Origin of the sequence: Undibacterium paludis (assembly GCF_022568815.1) — a bacterium.
Taxonomy (GTDB): Bacteria; Pseudomonadota; Gammaproteobacteria; order Burkholderiales; family Burkholderiaceae_D; genus Undibacterium.
The window spans coordinates 115,857-133,924 of sequence record NZ_JAKZHX010000007.1; the positions used below are offsets into that span (position 1 = coordinate 115,857).

The 18,068-nt window shown below is 50.9% G+C and carries 18 protein-coding genes; 12 read left to right on the forward strand and 6 right to left on the reverse strand.

The genetic code is table 11. The annotated features are described in order from the left end of the window. Positions 1-137 precede the first annotated feature (137 nt). From asd to bfr, 6 genes are all read left to right on the forward strand, one after another. Positions 138-986: an archaetidylserine decarboxylase gene (gene asd / locus LZ463_RS13240; protein WP_241456230.1), complete on the forward strand. Its 849-nt coding sequence runs from the start codon at positions 138-140 to the stop codon at positions 984-986. Between the two features lie 322 nt (positions 987-1,308). Beyond that, positions 1,309-1,500, forward strand: a complete 192-nt coding sequence (gene hemP, locus LZ463_RS13245; RefSeq protein WP_489686113.1) for a hemin uptake protein HemP — start codon at positions 1,309-1,311, stop codon at positions 1,498-1,500. A gap of 43 nt (positions 1,501-1,543) precedes the next feature. Continuing rightward, complete coding sequence (locus LZ463_RS13250) at positions 1,544-1,879, forward strand: hypothetical protein (protein WP_241456231.1); 336 nt, start codon at positions 1,544-1,546, stop codon at positions 1,877-1,879. Between the two features lie 48 nt (positions 1,880-1,927). Further along, positions 1,928-2,167 carry a (2Fe-2S)-binding protein gene (locus tag LZ463_RS13255; RefSeq protein ID WP_241456232.1) on the forward strand — a complete coding sequence of 80 codons (240 nt, stop codon included), beginning with the start codon at positions 1,928-1,930 and terminating at the stop codon, positions 2,165-2,167. A gap of 8 nt (positions 2,168-2,175) precedes the next feature. After that, a complete protein-coding gene (locus tag LZ463_RS13260; RefSeq protein WP_241456233.1) occupies positions 2,176-2,865 on the forward strand; it encodes an energy transducer TonB in 690 nt (229 codons plus the stop codon). A gap of 409 nt (positions 2,866-3,274) precedes the next feature. Then, a complete protein-coding gene (gene bfr / locus LZ463_RS13265; RefSeq protein WP_241456235.1) occupies positions 3,275-3,751 on the forward strand; it encodes a bacterioferritin in 477 nt (158 codons plus the stop codon). A 33-nt stretch (positions 3,752-3,784) separates the two neighbouring features. On the opposite strand, the gene LZ463_RS13270 is transcribed toward bfr, so the two are convergent. Next, positions 3,785-4,747 (reverse strand): DMT family transporter, encoded by a 963-nt coding sequence (locus LZ463_RS13270; protein WP_241456236.1) that lies wholly within the window; start codon positions 4,745-4,747, stop codon positions 3,785-3,787. A gap of 127 nt (positions 4,748-4,874) precedes the next feature. On the opposite strand from LZ463_RS13270, the gene LZ463_RS13275 reads away from it, so the two are divergent. Beyond that, positions 4,875-5,834 (forward strand): LysR family transcriptional regulator, encoded by a 960-nt coding sequence (locus tag LZ463_RS13275; RefSeq protein WP_241456239.1) that lies wholly within the window; start codon positions 4,875-4,877, stop codon positions 5,832-5,834. A gap of 59 nt (positions 5,835-5,893) precedes the next feature. On the opposite strand, the gene LZ463_RS13280 is transcribed toward LZ463_RS13275, so the two are convergent. Further along, positions 5,894-6,502: a glutathione S-transferase C-terminal domain-containing protein gene (locus LZ463_RS13280; RefSeq protein WP_241456241.1), complete on the reverse strand. Its 609-nt coding sequence runs from the start codon at positions 6,500-6,502 to the stop codon at positions 5,894-5,896. 262 nt (positions 6,503-6,764) lie between these two features. Here LZ463_RS13280 and purB point away from each other — a divergent pair, with 262 nt between their 5' ends. Next, entirely contained in the window at positions 6,765-8,132 is a 1,368-nt protein-coding gene (purB, locus tag LZ463_RS13285) for an adenylosuccinate lyase (protein WP_241456242.1), read from the forward strand. Between the two features lie 219 nt (positions 8,133-8,351). Here the strand turns inward: purB and LZ463_RS13290 are convergent, their stop codons facing one another. After that, on the reverse strand, positions 8,352-9,557 hold the full coding sequence (locus LZ463_RS13290; RefSeq protein WP_241456243.1) for a sterol desaturase family protein: 1,206 nt from the start codon (positions 9,555-9,557) through the stop codon (positions 8,352-8,354). A gap of 251 nt (positions 9,558-9,808) precedes the next feature. Here LZ463_RS13290 and LZ463_RS13295 point away from each other — a divergent pair, with 251 nt between their 5' ends. The 4 genes from LZ463_RS13295 to LZ463_RS13310 all read left to right on the forward strand — a co-directional run bounded on the left by LZ463_RS13295 (position 9,809) and on the right by LZ463_RS13310 (position 12,337). After that, positions 9,809-10,345, forward strand: coding sequence for a cytochrome b (locus tag LZ463_RS13295; RefSeq protein WP_241456244.1), 537 nt, complete (start codon positions 9,809-9,811; stop codon positions 10,343-10,345). A gap of 49 nt (positions 10,346-10,394) precedes the next feature. Further along, positions 10,395-10,946, forward strand: coding sequence for a YceI family protein (locus tag LZ463_RS13300; protein ID WP_489686116.1), 552 nt, complete (start codon positions 10,395-10,397; stop codon positions 10,944-10,946). A gap of 75 nt (positions 10,947-11,021) precedes the next feature. Next, positions 11,022-11,588: a YceI family protein gene (locus tag LZ463_RS13305; protein WP_241456246.1), complete on the forward strand. Its 567-nt coding sequence runs from the start codon at positions 11,022-11,024 to the stop codon at positions 11,586-11,588. A gap of 356 nt (positions 11,589-11,944) precedes the next feature. Next, complete coding sequence (locus LZ463_RS13310) at positions 11,945-12,337, forward strand: MarR family winged helix-turn-helix transcriptional regulator (RefSeq protein ID WP_241456247.1); 393 nt, start codon at positions 11,945-11,947, stop codon at positions 12,335-12,337. 81 nt (positions 12,338-12,418) lie between these two features. On the opposite strand, the gene LZ463_RS13315 is transcribed toward LZ463_RS13310, so the two are convergent. The 3 genes from LZ463_RS13315 to secF all read right to left on the reverse strand — a co-directional run bounded on the left by LZ463_RS13315 (position 12,419) and on the right by secF (position 18,054). Further along, a complete protein-coding gene (locus LZ463_RS13315) occupies positions 12,419-15,505 on the reverse strand; it encodes an efflux RND transporter permease subunit (RefSeq protein ID WP_241456249.1) in 3,087 nt (1,028 codons plus the stop codon). After that, positions 15,502-16,803 (reverse strand): efflux RND transporter periplasmic adaptor subunit, encoded by a 1,302-nt coding sequence (locus tag LZ463_RS13320; RefSeq protein ID WP_241456250.1) that lies wholly within the window; start codon positions 16,801-16,803, stop codon positions 15,502-15,504. Before LZ463_RS13320 ends, LZ463_RS13315 begins: the two co-directional genes overlap by 4 nt. Positions 16,804-17,034: 231 nt before the next feature. Further along, positions 17,035-18,054, reverse strand: coding sequence for a protein translocase subunit SecF (gene secF / locus LZ463_RS13325; protein ID WP_241456252.1), 1,020 nt, complete (start codon positions 18,052-18,054; stop codon positions 17,035-17,037). Positions 18,055-18,068: the final 14 nt, after the last annotated feature.

Below are 18,068 nucleotides of genomic sequence, written 5' to 3' on the forward strand. Positions count from 1 at the left end.
ATAGCACCCCTGCGTTTGCAAAACCTGCCCTCACAGGGAAAATCCAGGAGGTTTTTCTGGATTTCTCACAGAAAATCCAGACTTTGCGGCATGCAACGTTATAATCGCTGTCCTGAACATTTTGAAGGTTGCTCACCGTGTCTGACCGTCTTGCCGTACTCCCTCAATATATATTGCCCAAACAGGCATTGACCGTTTTCGCAGGCAAGGTTGCCAATGCCAGGGCAGGCAAATTCACCACCAGTCTGATACGCTGGTTTGTTGGCCGTTACCAGGTCAATATGAATGAGGCATTGAACCCCGACATCAGCAGCTACGCCAGTTTCAATGAGTTTTTCACCCGCCCTCTGCGGGCAGACGCCCGTCCGCTGGCCAACACCGACCTGATCAGCCCTGTCGACGGCGCCATCAGCCAGTTCGGCGCCATAGAGAAAGACCAGATATTCCAGGCCAAGGGCCATCAATACAGCAGTACCGCACTGGTCGGTGGCGATGCTGTGCTGGCATCCCGCTTCCAGGATGGCAGTTTCGCTACCCTGTACCTGAGCCCGCGCGACTATCACCGCATCCATATGCCCTGCGATGGCCGGCTGACACGCATGATCTACGTACCCGGCGCCCTGTTTTCTGTCAACCCGACTACGGCACGTGGCGTACCAGGCCTGTTTGCACGCAATGAACGGGTGGTCTGTGTGTTTGAATCTGCATTTGGACCCTTCGTACTGACACTGGTGGGCGCCACCATCGTCGGCAGCATGGCCACCAGTTGGCATGGCGTAGTCAATCCGCCACGCAGCAACGAGGTCCGTGAATGGAATTATGAAAACCAGCAGATCAACCTGAAAAAAGGAGAGGAAATGGGTAAATTCCTGCTGGGTTCGACAGTAGTCATGCTTTTCCCAAAAAATGCAGTGAATTTCAATCCCGCGTGGCAGCCGGAAAAGGCTATCTGCATGGGAGAAGCCATGGGCAATCACCCAGCCTGATTCAGTTCAATGCGTTTAAGTAATATCATTTAAACATTAAAACAACAGTTTATCCCGGGTATTTCCCTGAAGACAGGAAAATACCTGCCTGACATCAGGCAGTCTTCGTCGCAATCTGGCGGCGTAGCCAACTGCTCATTCACTCCCCCATTTCCTTGCAAAAAAACGAAGACTAACTGCCAAAGTTTTGGCCTTGGCGGGCATGCCCACATCTATCGCAGATGTAAATCAATATAAATTGCTAAAAAAGACTTGCCAAACAAGTTCGAATATTCAATAATCTAAATAAGAATTGTTATCGTTTAGATTTGCAAGGTAAAATATGACTATCCATCATGCCACTCAACGGCCTGCCGATCTCGCTAACGCGACTACGATGCAGCCACAACAAGAAGTGCCCCGCATAAAAAGCGGTGATTTGATGCAGCAAAAACGTGAACTGGAAATTGATCATGCCGGTCGTATTTATCGACTGCGCATTACGCAATTGAACAAATTGATACTGACTGCCTGATTCAACCTATTTGTGGAGGCCGGACATGCCAGGTGGGGCGTTAATGAATGAAGATTTTCCAGGTTCGGCTGCCACGTCCAGGCAACCAGAGTTGCTGGTTTCAGCAGTCTTGCATCTGATGTCGCATTACACGGTAAGTAGCACACAAAATAATGCGCAGGAAGAAGCTGAGCAGGCTCGTACCAGGCTGGCCTCTGTTATAGAACGGCATCTGCAGGTATTGGCTGACCTGCCCGAGCTGGCACCTGTATTGAAAGCCACTTGCCAGCAATTGTCAGAACAATGGGCGAATCTGATAGAGAAAAAATCTGTGCAAGAGAGCAAGGCGCGCAGACTGGGCTGGTTGCTGACAACCAGACGTAGAAATTTGTCGGTTTGAGCCTGATTTGTAATTCGTAGTAAATTCGCAGTTTAACGGAGCTGTTTCATGATTGTCTGTGTTTGCAATAATGTGTCCGAAAAGAAAATCCAGAGTGCAGTTGCCATGGGCGCCAGCACAATGGCTGATCTGCGCGAGCAATTGGAGGTTGGCACCTGTTGTGGGAAATGTGCAAGCTGCGCACGTAAAGTCATGCGCGATTGCCTCAATGACAGGGCAGAGCAGGCATCCGGCTTCCAGAATTTTGTTCAACAACTCCATTTTCAGCCCGCCCCTATGGCTGCCTGAACTCCATCATGTCCACACATACCCTGCACGCTGAGTCTGGTTCTGTGCGCCCGTTTGGTAGCATGTCCAAAGCCAGAATCACTTCATTTGCTGCTATCGTCATCGCACATCTGGGCATGTTCTATGCGCTTGAACATGGACTGATTTCACACGCAGTACAAATACTGCCGAAAGAAGTAGTCATGACATTCGTAGAGCCGCCTGCGATCAAACCTGAGCCGCCGCCAAAACCGCTTCCCTCCAGGAAACTAGCCAGCCTGCAAATACCGACACCCGTGGTTCCCCATATCGTGCCCGTCGTTGAGATACCTGTCGAACCACATCAGATAACGACCACTGTTGCACCGCCGGCGCCACAAGTAGCGGCTGTCGCGGCCAAGCCTGAAGTCAGCAATACACCGGCGACACCGGCACCGCCAAAACAGGTCAGTGCCGTTGAGTATGTTAAGGCGCCACAGGCAGATTACCCGCCAATGTCGAGGCGCATGGGGGAAGAAGGCAAGGTAATCCTGCGTGTCCTGGTCAATGAAAAAGGGGTTGCAGAAAAAGTGGATGTCCAGAAATCTTCAGGCTCAAATCGCCTTGATGAAGCTGCGAGAGTCGCCATTTTGCGTGCTATTTTCAAACCTTATCTGGAAGATGGCAAAGCCCTGACCGTCATCGCCACAGCCACGATCAGCTTCTCGCTGAGCAGCTAAGAACCTGTCTACGATCTTACTGCGCCTGCACAATTGGCGTTTCTGCGGGTCTCATGCGCTGCTCAACATGCTCATGTACTCAAGTACATTCCGCTTTTTGTGCTGCGTTTTTATTACCCTTACCCTGCTGACGCACGTTCACTACTGATCGTCAACAGGTTATCAGATAAAGTCTCCTCCCCCGGGACAGGCCAGATTGCAGCAATTGTGCCGTTTGGCTTTTTTCTCACCGACTCTTTACAACTGGCCTGTCACTGGCAGTGAGCGACTCCAGGGACTGGAAATCAAGCCACCGGTCCCTGTACCTCAGTTCATCTACATTTTGCAAGCCTCACTGAATGCTCTATGATGTGAGAAAAGCGAATAGTTCCACCAGTACTCATATCATCAACAGAACAGGAAGGAAGCCATGAAAGGCGACGCGAAAGTCATCAAGCTGCTCAATGCACAACTCACCAATGAATTGAGTGCCATCAATCAGTATTTCTTGCATGCACGCATGTACAAGCATTGGGGCTTTGAAAAACTGGGCAAGAAAGAATACGAAGAATCCATCGGCGAAATGAAACATGCCGACAAGCTCATCGACCGTATCCTGATGCTGGGTGGCCTGCCCAACCTGCAAGCCCTGCACAAATTAATGATAGGAGAGGACACACAGGAGATGTTGCGTTGCGACCTGAAGCTGGAAACCGCTGCGCAAAAAACCGTCAAGGAAGGCATAGCCTGCTGCGAATCCACCGGTGACTATGTATCCCGCGACCTGTTCCAGGTCATACTCGAAGACACGGAAGAGCATATAGACTGGCTGGAAACCCAGCTGGAACTGATAGAAAAAATCGGCATCCAGAATTACCTGCAATCGCAAATGTCTGCAGAAGAGTAATTAGCGACCTGCCGCAAAGCAACTGTAGAATTTCTAACGCTCAACCTGTTCAGGTACAGGTTTCAGTGGCCCGGACAAGTCTTTGCGCTTTTCCGGGCCATTTGTTCTTTGCCCCCACCCAACGCCTGCCAATACCAGGAAACCACCGATGGCGTGATAGCCATGTAATTTCTCCCCCAGCAATGTAGCTGCAGCCAGGGCTACAAAAACCGGCAGCAGATTCATGAACAGACTGGCCCGTGCCGCCCCCAGGCGTTTGATACCCGTCATCCAGAAAAATGGAGCACCAATTGAGGCCGGGATCGCCGCGTACAGTATCAATGATGCATTCTGCAAGCTGATTGGCGAGGTCGGTGCAAACCACCAGAATGGCAGCAACAATGCGATACCAAAGCCTATCTGCACATACAATTGCTGCCAGGTCGATAGCGGTATGGCCCAGCGCTTGAGTAATACGCCATAAAGAGCATTGGAACTGACGGCAATCAGCATCAGCAGATCACCGATATGGACTGCACCATGCAGGAGTTCGCCCGGATGTCCATGAGTCGTCAGCAATAACAGCCCGCTCAATGATACGCTCGCAGCGAGCAAACGGGCCAAGCTAAGGATTTCCCCGGCAAACAGGCTGGCCAAAAACGCTGACAGCAAAGGCATCAATGCGACGATTACCCCCATATTGGTGGCAGTCGTTGTTTTGGCTGCTTCATAAGCCAGGCCCTGGTACATACCCATGCCCAGACAGCCAAGCAAAGCCAGCCTGGGCCAGTGTAGCGCAACAATGGCACGCTGCTGCCACACAGCACGCAAAACAAATGGCGTCAACACCAGACCAGCAAATACCCAGCGATATAACGCAATTGCAGCCGGCTCTATGGCCCCGGCTGCGAGCTTGGTGACGATGGTATTACCTGTCCAGACAATGACCGCCAGCAAGGGGTAAAAAGAAAAACTGACTTCCATATCCGCTGTTTCTGTCCGACCTTGCTGGCGCATGCCTGTCTCCTGATGTACTTGACTGACGCTATCGTCGCGCATGCAGATCATTGTGTAAAGTGAGACAATTGCAATCAATTCGTGCATCAAATGCACTGATATCAACATCCGGCACAGGAGGCAGCACATGCATCAGCTCGATTTCAATTTATTGCTGGATCTTGATGCTCTGCTCAGTGAAGGCAGCGTGGCAGGGGCCGCACGTCGCCTGCATCTGAGCGCACCAGCCATGAGCCGGCGCCTGGGACGACTACGTGATGCAATCGGCGACCCCCTGTTCGTGCCAGCCGGTCGCGGCCTGGTGCCCACTGAGCGTGCGCTTGCCCTGCGTGAACGGGTACAGACAGCCATACTCGAAGTCAGAGGCGTATTTACTCCGGAAGAAGTCAATTTCGCCACGCTGGAGCGAACCTTGAGCCTGCGCACCAATGACGGTTTCGCCGGTGTATGGGCGACCCGGCTGGCGGCCAATATCGCTGCTGAGGCTCCAGGTGTGTCGCTGCATTTCATTGCCCGCACAAACAAGGACCTGGCGCCTTTACGTGATGGCCCGGTCGACCTTGATATCGGTGTACTCGGACTGACGGAACTGGAAATCTACGACCAGCCCTTGTTCAAGACCTCGTTTGTCGGCGTGGTCCGTGAAAACCATCCCTTGCTGGAGACAATCAGGGATGGACAGGTCAGCGCCCAGGACTTTGTAGCCTGGTCTCAAGTGTCGGCATCCAAGCGTGGCATGGTCAGCATGCACGGTTACATCGACATGGCACTCAAGGAAATGGGGTTGCGCCGTCGCATCACCGTTGTGGCGCCCGGTTTTCAGGCAGCCATGGTGATGGCGGCGGCATCCGACCTGGTCGCCACCATACCTGAAGCATTTGCCCAATGGGCGCTGAAGCAGCATCGCTTGCAGATATTCCGGCTACCGGTGAAAACACCAGAGATCACTATCTCCCAAAGCTGGCACTTGCGCCACCATCTTGATCCCGTACATCGCTGGTTGCGGGCGCATGTACGGGCGCTTTGCGCAGCAGAATCAGCGGCAGCATCATCAGTCAACGATGACAACAGTGAGGATAAGCCATAAAAACAAAAAACGGGATGTCGCCAACGCGTACATCCCGTTTATCTGTCCAGATAAATGACTTATTGCGGCAAGGTGTCTTTGAAAGAGGCACGTTCCGATAATTTATCAAACAGTTTGGCGAGATTAGGAAAGTCTCCACGCCAGTCGATTTCCGGGAAACGGAAACTTAGCCAGCCTAGCGCGCAGGCAACGCTGACATCTGCCAGCGTCAGATGATTACCTGAACAGAATGGCGCTTCGCCCAAACCGCTGGACAAGGATTTAAGACCTGCATGGACCTTGCTCATTTGCCTGTCCATCCATTCCTGGCTTTGCTGCTCTGCCGGACGCAAGGTTTTTTCCAGGCGCACCAGAATAGCTGCATCCAGGATGCCATCGGCCAGCGCTTCCCAGCATTTGACTTCTGCACGTTCGCGACCATTGGCAGGAATCAGCTTGCCAACCGGTGTCAGTGTATCGAGGTATTCAACAATCACGCGTGAATCGAACATCGCGCCACCATCCTCCATCAACAGGCAGGGAACTTTTCCCAGAGGGTTCGATTGCTGTATGGTGGTCTCAGGTGCCCACACATTTTCCTGGAGGAAAGTGTAGTCAAGTTTCTTTTCCGCCATGACGACGCGGACTTTTCTTACAAAAGGACTAGTGATGGAGCCAATTAGTTTCATAGGAATCTGAAAGTAGGTTTAGCGCGGATTATAGCATTGCAAGCCTGCAAACCGACGTCATACGGGCCTGCGTGCAAGGCAGCAACAAGCTCACGAATATATAGTTTGACCTCATTCAAATGGTAAAATCTCATATTCCGCACAAAAAAACGGTTTTTACACCACAAAAGTAAAATTTTGCTAAATTTTAAATGTTTGCAAAATTTATACTTTTGTTGTTTTTCGCGCAAGGCTTTCTGTCATTCCATCTCTATTGTCCATCATGTCCCTATCCTCACTTTCTGCCCTTTCCCCTCTTGACGGTCGTTACGCAGGCAAAGTTGATGCTTTGCGCGCCACTTTGTCTGAAGCCGGCTTCATGCGTCACCGTGTCAAGGTTGAAGTTTCCTGGTTGCAAGCATTGTCGCAAGCCGGGTTCGATGAAATCAAGGCATTTTCGCCAGCTGCCAATGCCTTGCTCGACAAACTGGTCGCCGATTTTTCGGAAGCCGATGCGCAGCGCATCAAGGAAATTGAAGCTGTCACCAATCATGACGTCAAAGCCGTCGAATACTGGTTGAAGGAGCAGGTCAAGGATATGCCCGAACTGGTTGCCGCCAGTGAATTCATTCATTTTGCCTGTACATCGGAAGACATCAACAATACTTCCCACGGCATGATGCTGAAAACCGCCCGCAACGAAGTCATGTTGCCAGCACTGCGCAAGCTGATTACCAAACTGACAGAACTCGCGCATGCCAATGCCGACATCCCCATGCTGTCCCGCACTCATGGCCAGACCGCCAGCCCGACTACCCTGGGCAAGGAAATGGCCAACGTTGTGGCTCGCCTGCAGCGCGCCATCAAGCGCATAGAGCAGGTAGAAATTCTCGGCAAGATGAACGGCGCCGTCGGCAACTACAATGCTCATCTGTCAGCTTACCCTCAACATGACTGGGAAAGCTTTTCCAAGAATGTCATCGAACAGCGCCTGGGCTTGATCTATAACCCTTACACCATACAAATCGAGCCACATGATTACATGGCAGAAATGTTTGATGCCTTTGCCCGTGCCAACACCATTTTGCTGGACTTGAACCGCGACATCTGGGGTTATATCTCGGTTGGTTATTTCAAGCAAAAACTCAAGGCTGGTGAGATCGGTTCTTCCACCATGCCACATAAAGTCAATCCTATCGACTTTGAAAATTCTGAAGGCAACCTGGGCCTGGCAAACTCGCTGCTGCGTCATCTGTCTGAAAAATTGCCAGTCTCACGCTGGCAGCGTGACCTGACGGATTCCACTGTACTGCGCAATATAGGCGTGGCCTTTGGTTACACCCTGCTGGCCTATGACAGTTGCCTGCGCGGCTTGAACAAGCTGGAAACCAATCCGGAACGCCTGGCAGCTGACCTTGATGCAACCTGGGAAGTCCTGGCAGAACCGGTACAGACCGTGATGCGTCGTTATGCGGTTGAAAACGCTTATGAGCAATTGAAAGAATTGACGCGTGGCAAAGGCATCACCAAAGAAGCCTTGCAGGAATTTGTCGAAGGCCTGGCCATCCCGCGCGATGCCAAGGATTTACTGCTGGCAATGACACCGGCGAACTACACTGGAATTGCAGCGAAACTGGCAAAAGCAATCTAATCGTTAGCGACAATGACCATTAACCACAGAGGCACAGAAACATAGAGGAAAAACGGAGAAAAGCGATACAAAATCACTTTGTTTTGCTTTTCTCTCTTTTGTATTTCTCGGTGTCTCTGTGGTGTAGCAGGAAACTCTTGCTGCATGCCTGCGAAACGAAGACTGCTTGCAAGCAGTCTTTCCTTTCTATGCGATGAGCTTTTTGGTCTTAAAAAATATTTATTTCTGTGAACGGAACGGGAACATCAACTGTTTCAAGAACCCATCCGGCATATAGTCTCCCTGCACTCCATATTTCTCAGGAAATCCCTTTTGTCCCTTGATGGCCGTCCCAAACAGATGATCGAGGAAGGCATAGTGTGCTGCATAATTTCTGTCAATCGCCACATCATCTGATGAGTGATGCCAGTGATGAAAATCTGGTGTGACGATCAGGTACCTGATCGGCCCCCAGGGCAGATGCACATTCGCATGGTTAAATACGGCCTGAAAGCCGACCACAATGATATAGACGTCCATGACAGTCTTTTCAAAACCCAACACATACAAGGCACCCAGGACGCCAACACGGGTGCAGATCAATTCCAGGATGTGCTGGCGAGAACCGGCCAGCCAGTCCATCGTCTTGGCAGAGTGATGAACAGCATGGAAGCGCCACAGGAAAGGAATCTCATGGTAGGCGCGGTGGGTCCAGTATTGCACCATGTCTGCCGTCAATATGCACAGCAGCAATTGCGGGAAGAACCAGATAGACTGCACAAAATCACGCACACTGTCATGTGCCATCCAGCCAAACAGGCGGTGGATGGCGAAATTGACTGTCAACAAGGCCAGACCAACAATGAAGTGATTGACAGCAAAGTGCACCATGTCAGTCTGCCATTCCCGACGGAAAATCAATTGACCTTTGTACAGCGGGAAGATTTTTTCTATGACGACGAAGATGATGGTCGAACCCAGCAAATCAAGAATGAACCAGTCCAGGCCTATATAGGGCGTATGGTCAGGAAAATCCGCTACCGGCACATGCGATCCGCCATAAGCTACGGCGGCAATGACCATGGCAGCAGCGACTGCATTCAAACCACGGCGACGATTGAACAAGACATTCAATAAGCTGATTACCCCAGACAAGACCAGTGCCGCAAACAGGATATGCCGAATGACATCGGGCGAATAGTTTTTGCGCAACTCAGGTGTAGTCAGGTATTGCGGGAAATGAAAAGCGATGACGCCCAGCAGACACAGGAATGCCAGCGTCAAGGCCAGTACACCACTGGCAAGGCCCGTTCCTGGCTTCAAGGGGCCACTCTGATCGAGCAAGCCTGTCGTTTCACTGACTGCGCCTGCGACATTGCCCAGTACGGTTTTGGCAGGATCTACTAATATTTTTCCTAGGGATTTTTCTGGAATTTCTGGTTTCATTATGGATAGGGTAAGTGGCAAGCAGACCAATGATAAATGAATGCCTTGGTGTGGGGGAAAAACCTTTTCAGGGCAAATTGAAAAGAGATTCCGGAAGAAAGTATAGCTGTAAGCCCTGACCAGCGACGCAGCTTGTAGCAGCTGCTTACAATTCGCCTCTCAAAAATCTGGCAGTTTTCTGCAGACTTTCTTTTTTTTTGCTATATTAGTTCTACTTCGAACTAATTATCTCTTTTGTCAGAGGAGCCAGCATGGCAGCCACTCAAAAATATTCCAATGTAAGCATCGCGCTGCACTGGCTGATTGCCGTCCTGATCATTATTGCTTTTATCATGGGCAATATCATGGTCGATATGCGTATGAGCCCGACGAAATTGCAATATTTTTCATACCATAAATGGCTGGGGGTAACGGTACTCGGTTTTGTTGCCATACGACTCATCTCACGCCTCATGAGCAAGGCCCCTCCTTATCCAGAGAATATGGGCAAACTGCCGACTCAACTGGCGAACGGCACCCATATCCTGCTGTATGTATTGATGTTTGCCGTGCCCCTGTCTGGATATTTTTACACGCTGGCAGCAGGCTATCCGGTAGTCTATCTGGGATTATTCGAATTACCAGTATTAATGGCTCCCAACCCGGAAATCAAGGGAACTTTAAAAGAATTGCATGAAATTCTGAACAATGTCATGTTCGTTCTGGTCTTGCTGCATATTGCCGCAGCACTCAAACATCACTTCTATGATAAAGACGGGCTCTTGCACCGCATGCGCCCTGGCCGTTAATCATTTTTTATTAATTTTCAAACAGGTATTTAGTATGAGCACCTATTCCATGAAGAAAATCGCTGCGTCTGCCGCAGCCGTCCTGGTCATCGCCAGCCCCGCCATTGCTGCAGCGTTGAAACTTGACAATGCCAAAAGCACAGTAAACATTACCTTCAAGCAAATGAATGTGCCTGTGGATGCCAAATTCAAGAAATTTTCCGCCAGCATCGACTATGACAGCGCCAAACCAGAAGCATCCAAAGCAACGGTGGATATTGATGTTGCCAGCTTTGATCTTGGTGACGCTGAATACAACAAAGAAGTTCTGAAGAAAGAATGGTTTAATGCCTCAGCCTTCCCTAAAGCCAGCTTTGTCTCCACGTCCATGAAAGCAGGTGCATCAGGCAAACTCGATGTCACGGGTAAGCTCAGCATCAAGGGTAAAACTGTCGATGTCAGTTTTCCTTTAAGTGTCAAGAAAGAAGGCAATAACCAGGTTTTTGATGGCAGCCTGCCTATCAAGCGCCTCACCTTCAACATCGGTGAAGGTGAATGGAAAGACACCGGCATGGTCGCCGATGAAGTGCAAATCAAGTTCCATGTAGTCACCACCCCGTAACACAATAAAGCATCAGTACCCTTTTAATTTTTAAGCGTTTGATTCCCCCTTACTATTTCCTCCCAGGAGTAATACATGAAATTAGCCAAGTTTATCGCAGCAGCCCTGATCGCCAGCTCAGTACCCGCCTTTGCCCAGACTTATAATATTGAATCGAATCACACTTACCCAAGCTTCGAAGCCGACCACATGGGCATCTCCGTATGGCGCGGTAAATTCAACAAGACTTCGGGCAAGATCGTGCTTGATCGCGCCGCCAAGACAGGTACGGTAGACATCACGATTGATGCCAATTCCCTGGATTTCGGCCATGAAAAAATGAATGAACATGCCAAGTCCAAAGACATGTTCAATGTTGCGCAATTCCCTACCGCTACCTATAAGGGTACATCGATCAAGTTTGATGGCGACACTCCGGTTGCCGTCATCGGTGAATTGACTTTGCTGGGCGTCACCAAGCCAGTCACACTGACAATCAACAAGTTCAAATGCATACAGCACCCCATGTTCAAGAAAGAAGCTTGCGGTGCAGATGCCAGTGCAGAATTCAAGCGCACTGATTTTGGCCTGAACTATGGCACACCACGTTTCGCACCGGAAGTGAAACTGGCGATCCAGGTAGAAGCAATCAAGGCTGACTAAGATTTGGCTGGGACCGGTAGTTGATGAGCGGTTGTTGACTCAATGGTCCGGTCCCTAGTGGACTGTAACAGTGAAAAGCGAAGTGCCTGCCACGTGCGCGGCAACCAGGACGGCGTTGCAAATACGTGCGATAGCTCCGCTATCGCTGTGCTTATTTGTCAAAACCTTGTCTTGCCCTGATTCGCCGGGCACATGTCCTTCACTACCGCTTTCACTGTGACAGTCCACTAGTTGCCGAATATTGATACTTTTTGCAGGCTCCGGCTTGGTCTGCTACAGCAGATCAAACCTCCTTCTTTTGAATTAAGTTTATGGGCGAACGCTACTTGCGCAGCATACGGTTACTATCGGAATGCATGCAATTATTTGAACAGGCTTCTGCAAGGAACGTCCGCAAGCTCGGTTTTACACATTCGCAATTCGACATCATCGCCACCCTGGGCAATACACCGGGGATGACTTGCAAGGAACTTGGTGAAAAAACCCTGATTACCAAGGGCACCCTGACCGGCGTGCTGGACAGGCTGGAACAAAAAGGCCTGGTACAACGTGAACGTGGCAACGACGACCGGCGACAACTGTTTGTAAAACTGACGCCCGTGGGTGAAGCCACCTTCGATGATATTTTCCCAAAGATCGTGTCCAGCGGCAAACAGCGTTTTAAATCTTATACAGACCAGGATTACCTTGCGCTGGAAAGCTCCCTGTTCAAACTCAAGCAGCATTTGCTTGAGGACGACTGTCCATAAAAATACATACTGTCCGTTCCGCCGTTTTTCACTATACCTGCATCAACGACAGATGTAGCGCAAAGGTATCAATTCTCAAAGTCAAACCTTGTCTCCGACTATGGGACCGCTGCCACTGTATTTATCGAGTGCAAGATAAATCACGGGCGTAATAAACAGGGTAATTGCCTGGGAGAAAATCAGCCCGCCGACTACCGCCAAACCTAGCGGCTGACGCAACTCGGCACCAGCACCCAGACCGAGCGCAATCGGCAAAGCGCCAACCAGGGCTGCCAGCGTGGTCATCATGATAGGGCGGAAACGCTGTATGCAGGCCTCGCGTATTGCTTCTGGCGGTGTCATGTTATGGTGCCTTTGTGCATCAAGCGCAAAATCGATCATCATGATGGCGTTCTTTTTCACGATACCGATCAGCAGCAAAATACCGATGGTGGCAATCAGGGTCAGGTCTTCACCAAACCATTGCAAGGTCAGCAATGCACCAACCGCAGCAGATGGCAAACCGGCCAGAATGGTGATCGGGTGGATATAGCTTTCATACAGTACGCCGAGCAGCACATAGATCACCAGCAAGGCTGCGACAATCAGGATCACCTGACCGGACTGGGAATCCTTGAACACCGCAGCATCACCACCGTAGCTGGTGATGATGGAGGCTGGCAGTTTGATTTCATCCCGGTATTTCTCTATGCGATTGGTCGCGTCACCAAGCGCCGTTCCCGGCGCCAGGTTGAAAGACACGGTGACTGCCTGTAACTGACCGACGTGATTGATCGCCGTAGGGCCGACAGTACGTTTGACGGTAGCCACGCTGGACAAGGGGACCAGGGTACCGGTATTGCCGCGCACATAAATACCCTTGATGGCGTCTTCATCCTTCTTGGCATCTGGCGTGACTTCCATGATGACCTGATAGCTGTCGACATTGGTGTACATGGTCGATATCTGGCGTTCACCAAATGCGCTATACAATGCCGAACGTATGCTGTCCATGTTGACACCAAGCGCATTGGCACGGTCACGGTCAATGTCGATACTGGCTTGCAGGCCCTTCAACTGGGAATCCGTGGTGACATCCTTGAAACCGGGGTCAGTACGCAATTTCTCTTGCAACTTGATGGCCCAGTCGCTGAGCGATCCGGCTTCCACACTTTGCAGGATATATTGATACTGGCTCTTGCTCGGACGACCACCCAGTTGCAAATTCTGGGTAGGACGCAAGAATACGGCAATACCGGGGACTTCATTGAGCTTCTTGCGCAAACCTTCAACGACTTCCTTCATGGGCTTGCGTTCACCGCGCGGCTTCAGGTTGATGAACATGCGGCCATTATTTTGTGAGCCGCTACCACCATTGAACGAGGTGGCAGTCGCCACGTTGGGATCATCACGAATGATCTTGGCTACCCTGTCCTGCAAAATCACCATGGCAGGGAAAGACGTTTCTTCAGCCGCTTCCGTCGACACATTGATCTGGCCTATGTCCTCCTGTGGGAAGAAACCCTTGGGGATGATATTGAACAGGTAAGCGGTAGCAGCAAAGGTTGCCACGGCAATCAGCAACACTGTTTTACGGTGACGCAAGGCCAGGTCAAGGCCGCGTGTGTAGGAACGCAGCGATGCATTGAAACTGCTTTCAAACACATGCAACATGGCAGCCACTGCTTTTGGTGGCTCTTTGAGCTCATGTTCACTTTTCAAGAAGCGGCTGGCCAGCATGGGCACAAGGGTCAGCGATACAAAGGCAGAAGCCAAAATGGCCAGACTGACGATGACAGCAAATTCATGGAACAACTGCCCGATGACACCAGGCATGAAGAAGATGGGGATGAACACCGCTACCAGGGAAGTGGAAATCGAAATGATGGTAAAACCGACCTCACGTGAACCCTGTAAGGCAGCCTTGAAAGGTTCCTCACCATTTTCCACATGACGCATGATGTTTTCCAGCATCACGATCGCATCATCAACCACCAGGCCCACGGCCAGCGTCAAACCGAGCAGTGACACATTATCCAGGGTATAGCCAAAACCCCACAACAGGGCAATCGCTCCGATCAGCGACACTGGCAAGGACAGGGTAGGAATGACGGTCGCCACCATGCGCCGCAAGAACAGGAAAATAACGACCACGACCAGGAAGATGGTCAACAACAAAGTCAGGTTAACGTCATGCAAGGCGTCACGGATAGACACCGAGCGGTCATTGACCAGGTTCATCTTGACCGAAGCAGGCAATTGCGACTTGAAGCCAGGCAGGGCTGCCTTGATGGAATCGACAACCTTGACCGTGTTGGCATCAGTCTGTCTTTGTATCGCCAGAGTAATGGAACTCTCGCCATTAAAGTTTGCTGCGGTCTTGACTTGCTCATAGCTGTCTTCAACCTGGGCAACATCTTGCAGGCGCACTACCTGCCCCCCCTTATTGCTGACGACCAGGTTGGCAAATTCCGCCGCGCTCTGCAATTGTTTGTTGGCCAGCAGGGTCAGGGTCTGCTTGTCGCCTTCCAGCGTGCCGACGGGTGTATTGGCGTTTGAAGTGCGTATCGCCGCCGCCAATTCATCGAGCGTCAGGTTACGTGCCTGCAAGGCATCTGGCATCACACGTATGCGTACGGCATAACGCTTGATACCAAAAATATTCACCTGCGCAACACCTTCCAGCGTCGACAAACTGGGCGAGATCAGGTGCTCGGCATAACTGGTCAGTTCAGACAGGCTTAGTGATGGCGAAGTCAACGCGATAAACAATACCGGCGCATCAGCGGGATTGACCTTACGGTATGAAGGTGGCGAAGTCATATCCACCGGCAGGGAGCGCTGCGCACGCAACAAGGCTGCCTGGACGTCAACCGCTGCTGCATCCACATTGCGGTTCTGGTCAAACTCCAGTGTCAGCGAAGTCGAACCCAGGGTATTGCTGGAACTGATGATGGACAGACCGGGTATGGTAGCGAACTGTTTTTCGAGCGGCAAGGCGACCGAAGTAGCCATGGTCTCGGGGCTGGCACCAGGCAAGTTGGCGTTCACGCTGATAACAGGCGTGTTATAGCTGGGCAGTGCAGCAATCGGAATATAACGGTAAGCCAGGACACCGGCAACGACGATGGACAGGTTAAGCAATACCGTCATCACCGGACGGCGTATGAATAGTTCAGACAAATTCATGATGCGCTCGCTGCAGAAGCGGAAGTCATGGGTGCGGAAGTTGCCGGCGCAGAAGCTGAAGCGGCTGAGCTTGCAGATGCCTCCTTACCGGCGGCTTTGTTGCCCCTGCCGTCTTTTCCATCTTTTCCTTCTTTTCCATCACCGCCATTACGCTCTTTGACGCTGGCGCCAGGGCGCAGGTTCTGTTTGCCGTCAAGCACGACCTTGGCGCCGGCTTCTATACCTGTGACTACCGCATCGGTGCCAAAACTGTTGGTGACAACTACCGGTTTCATCACTGCCTTGCCTTCTGCATCGACGATATACACCGACTTGCCGCGCGCACCAATGATCACCGCGTCTTGCGGCACAACGATGACGTCCTTGAGGGTTTGCACGCTCAGTTCCAGGTTAGCGTAGGCTCCTGGCCACAGCTTCAACTCCTTGTTATCAAATATCGCCTTGACCTTGATGGTACCGGATGCGGCATCAACTGCATTGTCGACAAACTGCAGTTTGCCCTTGAACCTGGTCGTGGTATCAGGCAAGTTAGCAATGACATAGCTGTCGCTACGCTTAAGACTTTCAAGCGCATCAGGCAAATTACGTTGAGGTAGTGGGAAGGTAATTGTCACCGGGTCCATTTGTGTGATGCTGACCAGGGGAACAGCTGTTGCGTTCGGCTGTACCAGCGAACCGGGGAACACACTGATGATACCGGTACGGCCCGCCGACGGCGCGACGATGCGGTTATAACTGAGGGCAACACGTGCGGCATTGACGGCAGCCTTGTCTGAGGCAATCACGGCCTGCTGCGTATCCGCCAGGGTCTGGCTGGTATCAACTGCACTTTGTGCAACAAATTTTTTGCTGAACAAATCCTTGCTGCGCGCGAGCTGGCGCTGATTATCCGCCAGGGTCGCCAGGTCTTTATCGAGTTGCGCCTGAGCTTTCGCCAGATTGACTTCATCGGCCCGGCTGTCAAGAGAGAACAGCACATCACCGGCTTTGACAAACTGCCCTTCCTTGATATGTACCTTGGCAATCGTGCTGGTCACTTGCGGGCGGATATCCACAGTATTGAGTGCGGAGACCACGCCATTTGCTGTTATCTTGATATCATAATCACGTTTTTGCGCCAGTATGGTGGAAACGCTGACAGGGCGATTTTGCCCTGCACCGGCAAGCGCTGGATTTCCTGATTTAGCAGAGGCCGCACCTTCGGCATTGGCGTTTCCTGAGGCTTGATAGCGCCAGTAAGCTACACCGGACAGGGACGCGATTGCTACTACGATGATCAGGGGTTTGAATTTACTCATCTTGTTTTTATCCAGTGCAGGTTTACAGCCAAAACAGCTTTATCACACGATTGATTGCGAAGTGACGACTTCTTACGTCAATTTGCAATTACTCCTCAGACACAAATTGAACCCAGAAAGTTCAGAACCGAAATGCTAGCAAAGAAAAAGCCAGCACACAGGCTGGCTTTCATTTTAGATACCTTCCGTTACATGGAAGAGACAGAATTGCTGAGTTCTAAACAATCCTGCCTAAACCACTGCGCCGTCAGTATCATCTTTTTCCTTGACTGGCTTGATCAGGTCTTCACGTTTGACACCCAGCCACATGGCAATTGCCGCCGCAACGAATACGGAAGAATATATACCAAAGCAAATACCTATCGTCAGTGCAACTGCAAAATAATGTAAAGTCGGGCCACCAATCAGCAACATGGACAAGACCATCATCTGGGTACAGCCATGTGTGATGATGGTACGCGAGATCGTGCTGGTAATCGCATTGTCGATGACTTCGGTCACGGACATCTTGCGCTGTTTACGGAAATTTTCACGGATACGGTCAAAAATAACTACAGACTCATTGACCGAATAACCAAGCACCGCCAGCACCGCTGCCAATACTGACAGGTTGAATTCCCATTCAAAGAAAGCAAAAAACCCCAGGATGATGATGACGTCATGCAGGTTGGCGACAATCGCAGCAACCGCAAATTTCCATTCAAAGCGTATCGCCAGGTACAGCATCACACCCAGCACCACGAACAGCAGAGCCATCAAGCCGTCATGTGCCAGTTCATCACCGACCTGCGCGCCAACCAGTTCTACACGCTGCAGTTTTACTGGCTCAGCATTTGCCGCGCCCTGGCAAATTACCTTGGACGCTCCATTGCTGCCGACATCACCATCTTTTTTGATCAGACTGCCATGCTCGTTTTTACACAGCGCCTCAAAGACAGTATCAGCTACCGAGACTTTTGCATCTTTTTTGGTAACAGGCAGACGAATCACGACATCCTGCGCCTTACCAAAGGTCTGTACCGGTGCATCATGAAAACCCATGCTCTCCACAGTCTTGCGTATCCCGTCAACATCGGCAGCCTTGGGATAGGTCACTTCCATGACTGTACCACCAGTAAATTCAACCGAGAATTGCAAACCCTTGTGCAGCAGGAAAAACACGGCAGCAACAAAGGTCAATGCAGAAATGACATTGAAAATCAGCGCATGGCGCATGAAAGGAATGTCTTTTTTAATGCGGAATAATTCCATAATGAATCCCTGAA